Below are 16,392 nucleotides of genomic sequence, written 5' to 3'. Positions count from 1 at the left end.
TGGGGGCTAATCGTGGATAATAAATACAATTACTTTAATGTAAACAACAAAATATATATGGTAACTATGGCCCTACTTATATATATAATATTTTATTACGGACATTATCAAGTAGGGTTACTAGCCCTTGCACTATATGCAGTACTAGTAGTGTATAATATTTATAATTCTAAGATTAAAAAAAGTGAATGGAAAAAATTTATTGAAAATTTTTCATCCAAACTTGATATAGCGACTACAAGTACTTTAGTAAAACTTCCGTTTCCGTTAATAATAATAGGATATATGGGAAACATTTTATGGTACAATCAAAGTGTAACCTCAATGCTCGAAGGAGAAGATCTTTTAAATAAAAATATTAGAGATATAATTAAGGAACTCAATCTAAAACAAATTTTAGAGGGTAAGAGAAGTATATTCCCAAATATTAAAATAAAAGAAAAAAGCTACGAAATTTACACAAATATTGTGGATACAAACGAAAACAAAAGTGTTAAAGATAAGATTATGCTTTTATATTTTTATGATATAACTGAAAAAGACAACTTAATTAAAGGAATCAATGGTAATCGTGAAAGTGTTATGCTAGTAGAAGTTGATAATCTTGATGATGTTGTTAAAACTACAGAAGAAGATAAAGCGCCATTGCTCGTTGCAGATATTGAGCGGACCATAAACAGTTACGGACAGAGCGTAAATGCTGTGGTAAAAAAGTATACATCGAATAAATATGTTATTATAGTTCAAGACAAGTATATTGAAAAAGAAATAGAAAAGAAATTTGATATACTAGATAGTATTCGCGAAATAAATAATGGTAATAAACTTGCTGTAACTTTAAGTATAGGCGTAGGTAGGGGAGAAGATACACCACTTAAAAACTATGAATTTGCAACCTCTGCAAAAGAACTTGCCTTAGGTCGTGGTGGGGACCAAGTAGTCGTGAAAAAGGGTGATAAACTATCTTTCTTTGGAGGAAAAACAAAGGAAGTAGAAAAAAGGACTAAGGTTCGTGCAAGAGTTATTGCTCATGCATTAATGGATTTAGTAAATGAGAGTAATGCAATTTTTATTATGGGACACAAAAATTCTGATCCTGATTGTTTAGGCGCGGCTATTGGTTTATATAGTATTTTTAAAAATTTAAACAAAGAATGCTATATTATTCTTGAAGGAGTAAATAGCGGTATAAAAGGCATGATGGATATATTACTTGGCGATGAAGAATATAAAAACGCTTTTATAGCAAGTGAAAAATTTAGAAGCCTTAAAAATACAAATACCTTGCTAATATTAGTAGATGTTCACAATGAAAGTCATGTGCAAAGTATAGAAATAGTCAAAGAGGCTGAAAAAGTAGTTATAATAGATCATCATAGAAAATCACAAGACTTTATACAAGGTGCAGTCCTCAGTTATATGGAAACGTACGCATCATCTACTTCAGAATTAGTTACTGAGATGATTCAATACATGGTAGATAGGCCTAAACTCAAGCATATAGAAGCGGTAAGTCTTTTGGCAGGAATATGTGTGGATACAAAGAATTTTTCTTTTAAAACAGGAGTTAGGACCTTTGAAGCTGCAGCCTTTTTAAGGCGTCACGGTGCAGACACAATGGATGTTAAAAAAATGTTTTCTGACAATATAGAAGTTTACTTAGAGAAAGCTGATATTATAAGATCAGCGAAAATTAAAAATGAAATTGCCATAGCAGTTTGCCCAGAAGTAACTCAAGATACTTTAATAGCTGCCCAAGCAGCGGATGAACTTTTAAATATTACTGGTATTGAAGCATCATTTGTTATTGTTAAAGTAGATGATGAAGTATTTATTAGTGGAAGGTCTATTGGAAATATAAATGTTCAGTTAATACTTGAGACATTAGGTGGTGGTGGACACATGACTATGGCAGGTACAAAGCTTACTTCAATGAAACTAGAAGAAGTAGTGGATAAACTAAATGAAGCAATAGATGAATACATTAGGGAGGATGAAAAATAATGAAGGTTATATTATTAAAAGACATTAAAAGTATGGGTAAAAAGAATGATGTGGTGAATGCTGCGGATGGGTATGCCAGAAATTACTTATTTCCTAGGCTTTTAGCTGAGGAAGCTACAGACGCAAATATGCATATATTAAATAAAAAGAATGATATAGTAAGAAAAAAGAAAACATCTGAAATTGAGGATGCACAAAAGTCAGCGAGTGACCTTAAAGATAAGGTTGTAAAAATAATTGGTAAAGCTGGAGAAAATGGAAAACTTTTCGGAGCAATTACGAATAAGGATATAGCAGCAGCATTAAGTGAGCAATTCAATTTAGATATTGATAAAAAGAAAATAGTAACAGACACAATTAAATTATTAGGAACTTATGAAGTAGAGGTTAAAATATATCCAGAAATATCTACTAAGATAAAAGTTCTTGTTTGTGAGGAATAATCATATAAAACAAAGGGGGAAACGCTTTAGTAAATAAACGATAATTTTATTTATTTAGGCGGATTAAGTTTGAAAACATTATTTGTAAATGAAATTGGAGAACCTGTTGCAAAAGATACATTACCACTAGATACACAAATTGACGTTTTATATGAAATAATGAGGAATATAATTGATGAGGGAAGTATAAAAGCTAAAACTATAAAATTTAAGCTTCAAAAACATATTAAAAGCGAAGATATGTATAAAAGATTATATGCGTTAAACAAAATTGTAAGTAATGGTAAGGGCATAGAGATAGTGCCTAATGAAAAAAATGTACACGAGGTGTTAGATAGTACTAATGAGTGGCTTACTGATGAAATAGCTAAAAAATATGTTCAGAATAAGATTGAAACCGAAGTAGAAAGAAATCTTATTGAAAAACAAGATAAGTATATTGATGAAATAAGGCTTAGTATAATCAAGAAACAAAAGGGACCTGAAAATGCAAAAACCCTTAAAAAATATAATGATTTAAAAGCACTTGATAGTAAAAAACTTACTAAAAATATACAAGCTATGTTAAGACCAGAGAGTTTTAGTGAGATAGTTGGGCAAGAAAGAGCTATAAAATCTCTTTTATCTAAAATGGCATCGCCATACCCTCAACATATTATTCTTTATGGACCACCAGGTGTTGGGAAGACCACTGCAGCTAGGCTTGCTCTTGAGGAAGCTAGAAAGCTAAGTTACACGATTTACGATAAAGATGCTAAATTTGTAGAAGTAGATGGTACAACACTCAGGTGGGACCCAAGAGAGATAACAAATCCTCTTTTAGGTTCAGTGCACGACCCGATATATCAGGGAAGTAAAAGAGATCTAGCTGAGGGTGGAATTCCAGAACCAAAACCAGGTCTTGTAACAAATGCACATGGAGGGGTATTATTTATAGATGAGATAGGAGAACTTGATAATATACTTCAAAATAAATTACTTAAGGTATTAGAAGATAAAAGAGTTGAGTTTTCATCTTCTTATTATGACCCTGAAGATGAGAATACACCTAAATATATAAAATATTTATTTGATAAAGGTGCTCCAGCAGATTTTGTTTTAATAGGGGCTACGACTAAAGAACCATCGGAAATAAATCCTGCATTAAGATCAAGGTGTACTGAAGTTTATTTTGAACCATTAACTGCGAAGGATATAGAAAAAATCGTAGTAAATGCTGCGGATAAATTAAAAGTTGAAGTAGCAGATGGAGTAGCGGAGACAATTGGTAGATATACAATTGAAGGAAGAAAAGCTATAAATATTTTATCAGATGCTTACGGTTATGTATTGCATAATAGAAATCAGGAAGATGATTCTAAGGTTAAGATAGAGGTTAAGGACTTATTAGATGTTATATCTATAAGTAGATTATCTCCTTATGAGGAAGTAGGTAAAGAGGCTAAATTTGAAGTTGGCCACATATATGGACTTGGAGTATCAGGATATATAGGATCAACAATAGAAATAGAAACAGCAGTATTTGAGGCTAAGGAAAAAGGTAAAGGTCTAGTAAGATTTAATGATACCGCTGGAAGTATGGCTAAGGACTCAGTATTTAATGCTGCATCCGTAATAAGAAAAACAACTAATAAAGATATTAAGGATTACGATATACATGTAAATATAATTGGTGGAGGTAAAATTGATGGACCGTCTGCCGGAGCAGCTATAACTGTATGTATGATTAGTTCATTATTAGATAAACCAATAAGACAGGATATTGCAGTAACTGGGGAGATATCCCTAAGGGGAATTATAAAACCAGTAGGCGGCATATTTGAAAAAATTTATGGTGCAAGAAGAAAAGGTATTAAGCTTGTTATACTGCCTATTGAAAATGAAAAGGAAGTTCCTCCAGGCCTTAAAGATATTGAAACAAAAACAGTATCGAACATTGAAGAACTAATGAAATTAGTCTTTTAAGTAACGTAAAGTTACTTCTAATTAACAAAAAAATATAATTAATGGCCCTGTTAAGTGATTTTTAACAGGGCATAAAAGACTACCTTAGGAGAGATAAAAAAATGGATACACCGCTTAGAAGTCTGCCATACAACCTAGAAGCAGAACAATCAGTAATTGGATCAATGCTTATAGATAAAACCGCCATATTACGAGTGGTGGAAGTTTTAAAAAGCGATGATTTTTATAGAGATTCTCATAAAGTTATATTTAACGCCATTTTTGAATTATATCAAAAGGACACACCTATTGATATGATTACATTACTTGAGCATTTACGTTCTTCTGAAAAATTAGATTCTTCAGGGGGCGTTACTTATATTTCAGAAATAAGTAACTCAGTACCATCCACGGCTAATTTAAGTTCTTATATAAAAATTGTGGATGATAAATCTATTTTAAGAAAACTCATTAGAGCTTCTACTGAAATTATGGAAAATTGCTACAATAAGCAAGACGATGTAGATGCAGTAATGGATCTTGCAGAGCAAAAGGTTTTTAACATTTCAGAGAAAAAAAATTCTGGTGATTTTGAACCAATGAATACAGTTCTTGAGAGAGGTTTCTTAGAAATAGAAAGAATTTTTAATAATAAAGGAGAAACAACAGGAATATCTAGTGGGTTCCCAGAACTCGATGAAAAAACTGCTGGATTTCAAAAGGGTGATATGATTCTAATAGCTGCAAGGCCATCTATGGGTAAAACTACCTTTGCACTAAACTTAGCTGAATTTGCGGCGCTTAGGGGTGGAAAAAGCGTAGCGGTATTTTCTCTTGAAATGTCTAAGGAGCAGCTTGCATATAAATTACTTTGCTCCGAAGCAAATGTTGATATGACTAAATTAAGAAATGGTAGTTTAGAAGATAAAGATTGGGAAAACATAGCTAAAGCATCTGGTCCATTAGCTGCTGCCAAAATATTCATTGATGACACAGCAGGAACTTCTGTTATGGATATGCGTTCAAAATGTAGAAAACTAAAAATGGAACATGGAATAGATATGATAGTTATAGATTATCTTCAACTTATGTCTGGTAGTAATTCTGAAAGCAGACAACAAGAAGTATCAGAAATATCAAGATCTATTAAAGCACTTGCGAAGGAGATGCAGTGTCCAGTTATAGCATTATCACAGCTATCACGTGCGCCAGAGCAAAGAACTGACCATAGACCTATGTTATCTGACCTTAGAGAATCAGGATCTATAGAGCAAGATGCTGACCTTGTTATGTTCTTATATAGAGATGAATATTATAATAGTGAAACTGAAGATAAAAATGTAGCAGAGCTTATAATAGCAAAACAAAGAAACGGTCCTGTAGGCACAGTAAGACTTGCATGGATAGGTCAATTCAGTAAATTTGCAAGACTTGATGTAATTCATAGAGATTAACTCTATTTTCCGTTGAGAATGCTAACTAAAATATTTTAAGTCACATATAATTTTGTTATAGCATTCTCTAGGGAAAAAAGTTTAAACAAGAGATGATTATTAAGCAGATAAATCTCATATATATAGTAAAAAGTTTCTACATATGATAAAATACCAGTAGAGCATTCCAAATAATATGAGAAGGGTGATTAGATGTTCTGTCCTAAGTGTGGATCACGAAATGATAAGGGGTCTAATTTTTGTAAAACCTGTGGTATTAATTTGTTAATTGAACCTGTTAATATGACTTATTCACAGAATATTAGTAAAAAAAATTGGTTAGTAACTTTATTGTTATGTGTTTTCCTTGGAGCATTTGGTGTCCATAGATTCTACACAGGAAAAATTGGTACAGGAATTCTAATGCTTATAACTGCTGGTGGTTTTGGAATATGGATTATATTTGATGTTATTATGATTGCTACTAATTCATTTAGGGATGTAAAGGGATTGGAATTAAATAAAAGTTTGCGTAGTTATTAAATAAATATGGATTTTAAAACTTATTATGTATGCTGAAATAGCTCAGTTGGTAGAGTAACGCACTCGTAACGCGTAGGTCGAGGGTTCGATCCCCTTTTTCAGCTCCAATGTAAACCTAGTTATATCAACGATTTAAAGAAAATAATGATTTATTACTTTCAATTAAAAACACTAAAATGGGTACTGCAAGTAATAAAAACATAATAAAGGATACTATAATTTACAATGAGAAAGCAGAGATAAAATATTATCCCTGCTTTCTCATTGTTCTTTTTTATTAAGTATATTTTCAAGATTTACTACCAGCCACAGTACTTAAAGTAGGTCATCATGTATACAGGACAAAGCTTCTTAGATAAGGTTAACCCTAAGTGAACTTACTAAGGATTTGTGTGAAAGTTATAAGGAGCAGGAATGCTTCTTTTTTTATGGATATTAATATAGGTAAAGGATTTAAAATAAGAAATTATTTAATTGTTAAATTTTTTGTTTTTTGCAACTATTTGTATACTTAAAACGTAATAAGTTGGCAAGGAATCGATGAGAAGCAATAATTTAGAGATATTTAAATACTTTTTATAGTATATTCGCTTTTTCTAGAGGTAATGGTAAGAAAGAAATTTTGAAACATATTATTAAGCAAATAGATGGCGTTGACTGCTTTGGGGCCTTTTTATTTTTTTGGAATTTAGAAAGAGTCAATGAGGAATGAGGAAAAAGCAAATAAAAAGAAACGGGGGATAAAATTTGGAAAATAAAATTAATTCAATAAAATTTAAACAATAAAGATTATAAATTAGTAGTAGCTTATCTAAAGAAGCAAGGGGTCAAAATTATGGAGGTATTATAATGTTTAATTATATCATAAAAACATTTAAAATATTTATTGCAACTATCATAGTTATCGGTGCTTTTAATATATCTGTTAGTGCAACTGTATTACCTAATGATGTAACGTCAGTTAACGCTGAAGCTTCTTCATTCAATGGGATTACTGTTACTTGGAACAAAGTAGTTGGAGTTACTGGTTATGTAGTTTATAAATCATTATCTGATACAACGGGTTTTGTACCTGTATCAGCTACTAATAAAACAAGTTATGTTAGTTCTAATCTAGAAACTGATAAAACTTATTATTATAAAGTAAAAGCTTATATAAATGTTGGCAAAACTGTATTGTACAGTAAATCATTTACTATGGTCAATGCTAGACCTTTTAACTATAAAGATAAGTTCTCAAATGATGTATTTGTAGGTGATTCTATAACTTCCAGAATGGGATTATACGGATATATGAATCCCGACCAACTAATAGCTGAAGGCGGAGCTACTATCTCTCGAGTTAAAGCTTTACTCGTAGCAAGTACTGTTATAAATCCTAAAAGAGTAATAATCATGTGTGGCGTTAATAACTTAGGCAAAGCTAAATTAAACTCTACTACCTTCAAGAATTTATACAATGACTTAGTGGTTACAGCTAAAAAGAAATATCAATATGCAAGAATTATTATAGAGCCAATATTTAAAGTTAATGTACCATCTGATAAAAGAAATTCTGATATTGATATATGTAATATCGTTATTAAAAATATAGCATCAGCAAATCATGTAGCGTTCTTAAATACTGGAAGTATAAACGTTACTTCCAAAAGTGTACGACTTACAGATGGATTACATTTTCAACCTACTTGGTATCCTACTTGGTTAGCATTTATAGCAAATAACATTGGTTAAAATAAAAAGCTAAAAGTAGAGATACTTTTAGCTTTTTTTTTTATTTTAAATAAATTGTTCATTAAATATATTAGTTAAATTTAAATTTTCTACTTTACCCTTAATCTCATCTATATCCAAAGTATAAAGTCCAAGTTCCTGCATTCTCTTAAAATACGTTGCTCCTGCAAATGTAAATCTGATTTTTCTTCCTTCTTTAGTATTCATTGTTTCGTTTGCAGAGGCTATTATGTCTCCAACGGCAAGCGTCCTTGGTAAAACTAAAAGGGGAAGTCCTAAATAATCCTTAACTGCATTGTGACCGGCTAGTGCACCTGTTATCATGGCTTCTGTGTGTCCTATAAATAGCCCAGCCTTTTCTCCAGCACAGAACAAATTATCTAAGTTCAAAACCTTCATACTATCAGTTCTTGGAGCAATGGACAAATACCTTATGGAGTTTCCTATTCCACCGGAATATGGATCTACATATTTTGCATTTTCGAATCCTTTAATTTTTCTTAATTTTTCTAATGGGTAGAAGGGAGACATAAGTTTAACATCACCTGTATCTATTAGAATTACATTTTCTGCGAACTCTTTTAGGGCATACTGCTGACATACCTTTTGTTTAAGTTTATCTAAATTAACATCTTCTTCAGGGACTTTTATAACAACAACTCCGTTTTTATCTAGGTCTTTTACAATATTTTCGGCTAAAGAACCCTTAGCTATCTTACAAGAACCACTAAACGCTCCATATACGCCGTCGTCACGTTCACCTTGTAAATCTTCAATACCTGCTTTGCTACTTATGCTTACGCGTCCTCCAAAAGATGGACATCTCAAAACACACATTGCACATCCATTACCATATTTTATACAGTTATTCATTGGCCCTGAGGACCCCGTAGTTTCTATAAACACATCTGCTTTTACATATGTTTTATCTGCTAGATATATCCCTTTTATAATATTTCCTTCTTTTTCAACATCTACTACTCTTGTTATCATATTTACTTCAATACCCATAGCTTTTATATATCTTGCCACTGCTGGCTCAATCTTGTTTGTGTCGCTCAGCCATGCATTTTTATGCCCCGGGAAATTAATATTTTTATGTTTACTAAATGTATCAGTTAAATGTATGAAATCTCCTGCACCTAAGGCTATTATCTCCTCGGCCGCAGTATATCGACCATTATTTCTCATTATACCACCTACATTACCAAGCCCTAAAAGCATATCGGTTTTTTCATATAAAACAACATCTGCACCAGCTTTTTTCGCTGTGATAGCCGCCGTGCAACCAGCCCATCCACCACCAATTACTATAACCTTCAAAATATTCTCCACCCCTCTAATATATTTTGGAATCTTATAATTCTATTACAATAGTTATAGCATTATTACTCGCACTGGTAATCCTTACTTATATTTAAGTGTCAGAATTTGTTTATGTAGCCAGGTTGTTATCTATTTACAAATTGCTAATAAATTTTAATAAAAGAGTTGAATAAAATGGTAATAATTGGTTGATAATATTAATAAATATGGTACAAGCACTAAGGTGTAATTATTGATAAGGTGAGGTTGAAAATAGATGAAAAAGATAAAGGTGAAAGTTGGAATAGATAAAAGTAAATTAATAAAGGGTAGCAAACGGATCGTTGCTTGTGGTAAGAATTTTTAAAATGAAGGTAATTTTAATAGAAGGTAAATGAAATATATATATGTAAAATCAATGATAAACCTATTAGAGTTGTGATAATTAAAGGAGGGTTATAATACCTAAAATTAATTATGACGTATCTAGTAGGTTTTTACTTATCATATTAATAATTCATACAGTTTGTAGAATTTATAGAATTAATAACATATAAGTATATTAATAAGAAAAGGAATGTGAGGAGTGATTTATACGAAGTTATTATACGGATTATTAATTGCAAAAGCATTGCAGGGTGGGAAAGGGAAAGTTAAACCAAAAAAGATTGCAAAGACAATTAAAAGGGAGTCTAAATTTTTGATCAAATTAGTTAGTAAAATTTATAAACATTATAAATAAGTTAATAATATGACTAATATTTGAAGAACGTTGTTAGAATTTGTAGAATGTTAATACTGATTATATGTTTTTTTATGATATAATTAAAAATACAGGAAAAAAATTTGATTAACCTGAAAATTTCTTGCTTGCAGGAGAAAATATATTTGCAATAGTGAGTAAATTCAACTTGTGAAATAAAAGGAGTACACATATGCCAAATAAAGTGAATAATGATTCAGAGATATTATTAAGTATAGCGGTGATAACGTACAATCATGAAAATTACATTAGGCAAGCGTTAAACAGCATTCTAATGCAAAACGTAAACTTTAAGTATGAAATAATAATAGGAGAGGATTGCTCTCCAGATAATACTCGAACGGTTTTGTTGGAATATCAGAAAAAATACCCTAACAGGATCAAACTTATATTGCGCGACAAAAATGTGGGTGCAACAAAAAATTTATATGATGTGTTTATGAACTGTAAAGGTAAATATATAGCAACACTTGAGGGAGATGATTTTTGGACTAACTCAAATAAACTTCAACTTCAAGTTGATTTTTTAGAAGAACACAAAGAATATGTTGGCGTTTCTCATGATTTTGAATATGTAAATAAAAATGGTGAACATTTATCTATGTCTAATCAAAATCGAAGTGATTCAGCTTTAGAATTTACAATGAATAATTTTACTAAATGGGAATGGCCAATTCAAACAGCTACATTACTATTTCATAATTTCTTTCTTACTAATAAAGACGAGGATTTTAGTATTATATATACCGCGCACAATTTAATGGCAGATAGAACTTTAGCAATGCTTATATTAAAAAAAAGTAATATCTTAATTATTAGGGAAGCAATGAGTGCGTATAGGTATGTTATTGAAAAAGATGGAACTAATTATACTTCTCAATTTGAGATGCCAGATAATAGAAAAGATATAGTAGAAATTACTTTGCATTATATTAATATGCTTGAAAAATATTTAAAATCTTGTAGCAATTATAATTTTGATTACATAAAAAAACAATTTGTTAGTGAGATGATAATTAAAACCATTAAGATCCATACATCCAATTCAGTAAGAGATTTAACTGAAATATTAGGCATGGTTTCTATAAAAGTAAAACTGCTATCTTTTTTCGATGTATTAAAAGTAACTGCTGCTTTGCCATCTAAAAAAATCAAACTATATGTCGCTAATTTAAAGGAATTATAAAATATGACATCAAATAACAAATCATTAAAAAGTAAAGTTTTATACGGACTATTTTGGAGATTCATGGAGAGTAGTGGGACACAGGGCATCCAGTTTGTTGTATCAATTATATTAGCGAGATTATTACTACCAAAAGATTTTGGTATCATAGGGCTAATTACTGTTTATATCCAAGTAGCTAACGTGTTTATACAGAGCGGATTTGGAACAGCATTAATTCAAAAAAAAGAAGTAGATGATGAAGATTATTCATCTGTATTTTATCTTAGTTTAACCATGTCAGCAGTTTTGTATTTGATACTGTATTTCACAGCTCCCCTTATTGCCAGATTTTATTCTGAACCTATGCTTGTACAAATACTCAGAATACTATCTTTCACACTTATATTAGGTGTAATAAACAGCATACAATTTACAGTGATATCACGGGAAATGAAATTTAAAAAGAGTTTTATTGTTAGCCTTGGCGGGGTTTTTGTTTCTGCTCTAGTAGGTGTAACAATGGCTTATCGAGGATATGGTATATGGAGTTTGGTCTTTTCACAAATATCAGGTCAGGTGACATCTACTATAATTTTGTGGTTTACCGTACGTTGGAGACCTAAATTATTATTTTCTTTTAAAAAAATAAAAGAGTTATTTAAATTTGGCTCAAACCTACTGATTTCAGGATTGTTAGATTCTTTATTTAATAACTTGTTTCCGCTTATTATTGGTAAATTGTTTGGCAGCACGATGCTCGGTTATTATAATCGTGGACAAAGCTTTCCGTCTCTAATGGTTAATAACATAGATGGGACTATAGTAGGAGTAATGTTTCCAGCATTGTCAAAATTTCAAAATGACCGGGTTCAGGTTAAAAAAATAGTGCGTCGTATGCTAGTAACTAGCTCATTTTTAGTTATCCCAATGATGGTTGGTCTTGCAGTAGTAGCCAGGCCGCTTGTCTTACTTTTGTTAACTGATAAATGGCTTCCATGTGTACCGTTCTTACAATTTGCATGTATAACCTATGCATTATGGCCAATTTTTACTGCAAACTTACAGGCTATAACTGCTGTTGGGCGTAGTGATATCTTTTTAAGATTAGAGATATTTAAAAAGATCTTATTAGTAGTGGTTATTTTAATAAGTGTTCATTATGGCATATATGCAATGCTAATAGGAAGTGTTATAGTATCTTTCGTCTCAGCAGTTATTAATGCTTCGCCTAATAAGAAATTGCTGAATTACTCATATAAAGAGCAAATGTTTGATATTATGCCCTCTATATTACTTTCTTTGACAATGAGTCTTGTAGTACTAGCGGTTTCATTACTATCATTTAGTTTATGGTTAGTATTTTTATTACAAATAATTGTCGGTGCAGTTTTTTATTTTGGGGTAGCATATCTTTTGAAATTTGAATGTTTTCTTTATATTTTAGATTTATTAAAGGCCGCAATAGACAAAAATTTTAAGCAAAAAAGAACGAACAATTTTTCCGAATAATTTAGTATAGTACAGTTGAAAATAAGAAACTATAAGAGGAAGGTAAATAATCATGAATAATAAACCAATATTCGTCACTCGTTCATCAATGCCGCCAATGGAAGAATACATAAATGAAATAAAATCAATATGGGATACTGCATGGCTAACCAATATGGGTAAATATCACAAGCAATTAGAACAAGATCTTATTCAATATTTAGAAGTGGATAAGATTCAATTGTTTACTAATGGTCATATGGCATTAGAGTTATTAATACAAGCAATGAACCTAAAAGGTGAAGTAATTACAACACCATTTACATTTGCTTCAACTACACATGCTATTGTTAGGAATGGTTTAACACCTGTATTTTGTGATATTAACCCAGAAGACTATACAATGGATGTAACAAAAATAGAAAGCTTAATAACAGATAAAACGTCTGCTATACTGCCTGTCCATGTTTATGGACATATTTGCAATATCGATGAAATAGAGAGAATTGCTAGTAAATACGGATTAAAAGTAATTTATGATGCAGCTCATACCTTTGGTGAAAAGGTAAATGGACAAGGCATTGGGAACTTTGGTGATGCTAGTATGTTTAGCTTTCATGCTACAAAAGTATTTAATACGATTGAAGGTGGAGGAGTAACATTTTCAGACGAGAGCATTGGAAAAGAGTTATATAAATTAAAAAACTTTGGTATTCAATCAGAAGTATTGGTTGATGGTGTTGGATCAAATGCAAAAATGAATGAATTTCAAGCAGCTATGGGTATTTGTAATTTGAGACATATATCGCAGCAAATATTAAAAAGAAAAACTGTAGTTGAAAGATATCGTAAATGGCTTTTTGGTATAGATGGAATTAAAATAATGCAAGATAAAGAGAATGTTCAATCCAATTATGCTTATTTCCCAGTTGTATTTGATGAAAAAGTATTTGGTTTTACTAGGAATGAAGTATGTGATAAATTAGAGGAAAATAATATATTTGCAAGAAAATATTTCTACCCATTAACTAATAGTTTTGACTGTTACCATGGCAAATTCGATGTTAATAAAACACCTGTAGCACAACGTATTGCAAAACGAGTACTAACACTACCATTATATGCTGATTTGAGTATAGACGATGTTGATAGGATTTGTAACATCATTTTGAATTTGCAATTAGAAAGGAAATAATAAATATTATGTATAATTCATTTTATAGTTTATATGAGTTAAATGAAATTGGGTTTAAAAAAGTTGGTGAAAATGTACTTATTAGTAAAAAAGTAAGTATTTATTCACCTCAAGATATGAGTATAGGTAATAATGTTAGAATAGATGATTTTTGTATATTAAGCGGTAAATTAGAATTAGCGAGTTATATCCATATTGCATGTTATACAGCTCTTTTTGGAGGAGATAAAGGAATTTTTATTGGAAACTATTCAACACTATCTAGCAGAGTATCTGTTTATGCTAAGACTGATGATTATAGTGGTGAATTTATGACAAATCCAATGATTCCAGATTGTTATACTAATGTTATTAGTGGTGAAGTTAATATAGAAGATTTTGTAGTAGTTGGTTCAGGATGTGTTATTTTACCTGGAACTAACATTAAAGAAGGGGTAGCATGTGGAGCTTTAAGTCTAATAAATAGAAATTTAGAACCTTGGTCAATCAATGTAGGAATACCAGCAAGAAAGATTAAGGATAGATCAAAAAAACTGTTGCAATTGAGAGATGAATTTATTAGTAAATAATAAAAAGATAACTTGCTGGACTTGATTTAAAATGCAGCCGCTTATATTAATGGCTAGGAGGTAATTATATTAATATATTAAAAATATTAAAACAAATTAATCCGCTTAAGACATTATATCTTTCAATATTTTATTGTGGAAATAATGACAAGAAAATATCTGTTTGGGTTTATAGAAAAGCAATAATAAAGATTACTAAAGGCTCTTCTATTATAATCAATGGAAGATTTAATGTTGGAGCATTTTGGGATATAATTACCAACCGAGAAACTATATTTTTAGCTAAAAAGTTAAGTAGATTAATTGTAAACGGTGAATTTACCATATATACTGGCTCCTCTGTGACCATACAAGAAAATGCTATATTAGAAATAGGCAGTGGATATATGAGTTCTGATTCTAGAATTATGTGTTTTAATCATATCAAGATAGGTAATGATGTTATTATTGCTGATAAGGTGACTATAAGGGATTCAGATAATCATAATATCCAATATGATGGATATGAAATGTCAAAACCAATTAATATAGGTAATCATGTATGGATTGGAATGGGAGCAACGATTTTAAAAGGTGTAACCATTGGAGATGGTGCAATAATTGCAGCAGGGGCTGTGGTTACAAAGAATGTACCACCACAGTGTTTGGTTGGAGGTGTCCCTGCTAAAATTATTAAAGAGAATATTATCTGGGATTAGTTTTTATTAAGCCATTCTTCGGTTTATAAACTTTACCCCTCAATAAATTGTGTCAATTCCTGGTTGAATTTATCTTTCTGGTCATAAAACAATCCATGACCACTGAATTCAAATGGCACAAGTTTGGAATTTTTGATGCCTTGTTTTTGTGCTTCAGCTAATGGGAAGAGACACACTTTGTCATGAATACCATGAAGAATTAAAGTTGGAACGGTTATTTTCCTGAGATCATAAAACAAATTTTCTTCGTCGAGCCAAGTGTTTGCAGTTGATGCAGTACCCCAACTTGATGCCTGTAGGCCCAATTGAAAAAACCAATCTGAGAAAGCCTGAGTTATATGTTGGTAGAAGAACATGTCACCAAACCCTCTTAACATATTAGGACGATCATTATATGTTCCTTGAATAATGTCATTTACAACTTGTTTTTTTTGACCATAAGGGAAATATGGACGCTCTATAAGACTGGGAGCTGCCGCTGCAAAAAGAGCAAGTTTTGATACTCCATATTCATTGTGCCTAGCCATGTATCTAATAGCAATTGCTCCTCCTGTTGAGTGACCAGCTAGTGTGAAATTCTTTAATTTTAGTGCATCTACTACACCTTTAACATCGTCTGATAACCGATTGTAGTCATAGCCTGTGAAAGGTTTATCGGATTCACCAAATCCTCTCTGGTCTATACCAATACACCTGTATCCCATTTTGGGAAGTTGATTAAACTGATATTCAAACAACTTATGATTTCCAGGCCAACCATGGAGAAACAAAATTGTTTTCTTGCCCCCTGGATTAATATCCTCTACATAAATTTTTATATTTCCATCTACTTTAATATAGTATCCCAATCAAATACCTCCATCAATAAAATTTCTTCATTTATAGGTTATTCATTTGGACTTGAGTTTGTGAATGATTGTGCTGATTATTAAATGTTGGAGTATGCAGTTTTCAATAGTTATACAGACCAGCTAATTAAAGTCAAGCACAAATTTTAAAAAGCAGTTGATGATTTTGTTGCACAACAAAAAGACCATTTCGAAACACGAACAATGGATAATTTAGGTATTCTTTTATTCTAAATTATGCTACTTCCCTAGAATGA

General features: G+C 31.1%; 12 protein-coding genes, 1 tRNA gene and 1 pseudogene. 12 read left to right on the top strand and 2 right to left on the bottom strand.

Annotation, left to right across the window (positions count from 1 at the left end; genetic code table 11):
- The first annotated feature begins 9 nt into the window (after nt 1–9).
- The 7 genes from VIM70_RS19425 to VIM70_RS19395 all read left to right on the top strand — a co-directional run bounded on the left by VIM70_RS19425 (nt 10) and on the right by VIM70_RS19395 (nt 8,101).
- Nucleotides 10–2,004 (top strand): DHH family phosphoesterase, encoded by a 1,995-nt coding sequence (locus tag VIM70_RS19425; protein WP_331947462.1) that lies wholly within the window; start codon nt 10–12, stop codon nt 2,002–2,004.
- Nucleotides 2,004–2,447 (top strand): 50S ribosomal protein L9, encoded by a 444-nt coding sequence (gene rplI, locus VIM70_RS19420; protein ID WP_331947436.1) that lies wholly within the window; start codon nt 2,004–2,006, stop codon nt 2,445–2,447. Before VIM70_RS19425 ends, rplI begins: the two co-directional genes overlap by 1 nt.
- A 69-nt stretch (nt 2,448–2,516) precedes the next feature.
- On the top strand, nt 2,517–4,412 hold the full coding sequence (gene lonC, locus VIM70_RS19415; protein WP_331947435.1) for a Lon family ATP-dependent protease: 1,896 nt from the start codon (nt 2,517–2,519) through the stop codon (nt 4,410–4,412).
- A gap of 101 nt (nt 4,413–4,513) precedes the next feature.
- Nucleotides 4,514–5,845, top strand: a complete 1,332-nt coding sequence (locus VIM70_RS19410) for a replicative DNA helicase (protein ID WP_331947434.1) — start codon at nt 4,514–4,516, stop codon at nt 5,843–5,845.
- A 192-nt stretch (nt 5,846–6,037) separates the two neighbouring features.
- Nucleotides 6,038–6,367, top strand: a complete 330-nt coding sequence (locus VIM70_RS19405) for a TM2 domain-containing protein (RefSeq protein WP_331947433.1) — start codon at nt 6,038–6,040, stop codon at nt 6,365–6,367.
- Nucleotides 6,368–6,398: 31 nt separating this feature from the next.
- A tRNA-Thr gene (locus VIM70_RS19400) sits at nt 6,399–6,474 on the top strand.
- Between the two features lie 742 nt (nt 6,475–7,216).
- Nucleotides 7,217–8,101, top strand: coding sequence for a GDSL-type esterase/lipase family protein (locus VIM70_RS19395; protein ID WP_331947432.1), 885 nt, complete (start codon nt 7,217–7,219; stop codon nt 8,099–8,101).
- Between the two features lie 45 nt (nt 8,102–8,146).
- Here VIM70_RS19395 and VIM70_RS19390 read toward each other — a convergent pair whose 3' ends face one another.
- On the bottom strand, nt 8,147–9,424 hold the full coding sequence (locus tag VIM70_RS19390) for an FAD-dependent oxidoreductase (protein ID WP_331947431.1): 1,278 nt from the start codon (nt 9,422–9,424) through the stop codon (nt 8,147–8,149).
- Nucleotides 9,425–10,341: 917 nt separating this feature from the next.
- Here VIM70_RS19390 and VIM70_RS19385 point away from each other — a divergent pair.
- The 5 genes and pseudogenes from VIM70_RS19385 to VIM70_RS23480 all read left to right on the top strand — a co-directional run.
- A complete protein-coding gene (locus VIM70_RS19385; RefSeq protein ID WP_331947430.1) occupies nt 10,342–11,355 on the top strand; it encodes a glycosyltransferase in 1,014 nt (337 codons plus the stop codon).
- A gap of 3 nt (nt 11,356–11,358) precedes the next feature.
- A complete protein-coding gene (locus VIM70_RS19380) occupies nt 11,359–12,846 on the top strand; it encodes a lipopolysaccharide biosynthesis protein (RefSeq protein ID WP_331947429.1) in 1,488 nt (495 codons plus the stop codon).
- A gap of 52 nt (nt 12,847–12,898) precedes the next feature.
- Nucleotides 12,899–14,020: a DegT/DnrJ/EryC1/StrS family aminotransferase gene (locus VIM70_RS19375; protein WP_331947428.1), complete on the top strand. Its 1,122-nt coding sequence runs from the start codon at nt 12,899–12,901 to the stop codon at nt 14,018–14,020.
- Between the two features lie 8 nt (nt 14,021–14,028).
- Nucleotides 14,029–14,589 (top strand): acyltransferase, encoded by a 561-nt coding sequence (locus VIM70_RS19370; RefSeq protein ID WP_331947427.1) that lies wholly within the window; start codon nt 14,029–14,031, stop codon nt 14,587–14,589.
- Between the two features lie 521 nt (nt 14,590–15,110).
- A pseudogene (locus VIM70_RS23480) lies at nt 15,111–15,287 on the top strand (DapH/DapD/GlmU-related protein); the annotation flags it as partial.
- A 32-nt stretch (nt 15,288–15,319) separates the two neighbouring features.
- Here VIM70_RS23480 and VIM70_RS19360 read toward each other — a convergent pair.
- The gene (locus VIM70_RS19360; protein WP_331947426.1) at nt 15,320–16,135 is read right to left on the bottom strand and encodes an alpha/beta hydrolase; all 816 of its coding nucleotides are present in this window, start codon (nt 16,133–16,135) and stop codon (nt 15,320–15,322) included.
- Nucleotides 16,136–16,392: the final 257 nt, after the last annotated feature.

It is taken from the genome of Clostridium sp. (genome assembly GCF_036569345.1).
Lineage (GTDB): Bacteria > Bacillota > Clostridia > Clostridiales > Clostridiaceae > Clostridium_AD.
Note: the sequence above shows the minus strand (reverse complement) of the source record. Positions and strands in the feature narration are given on the sequence as shown.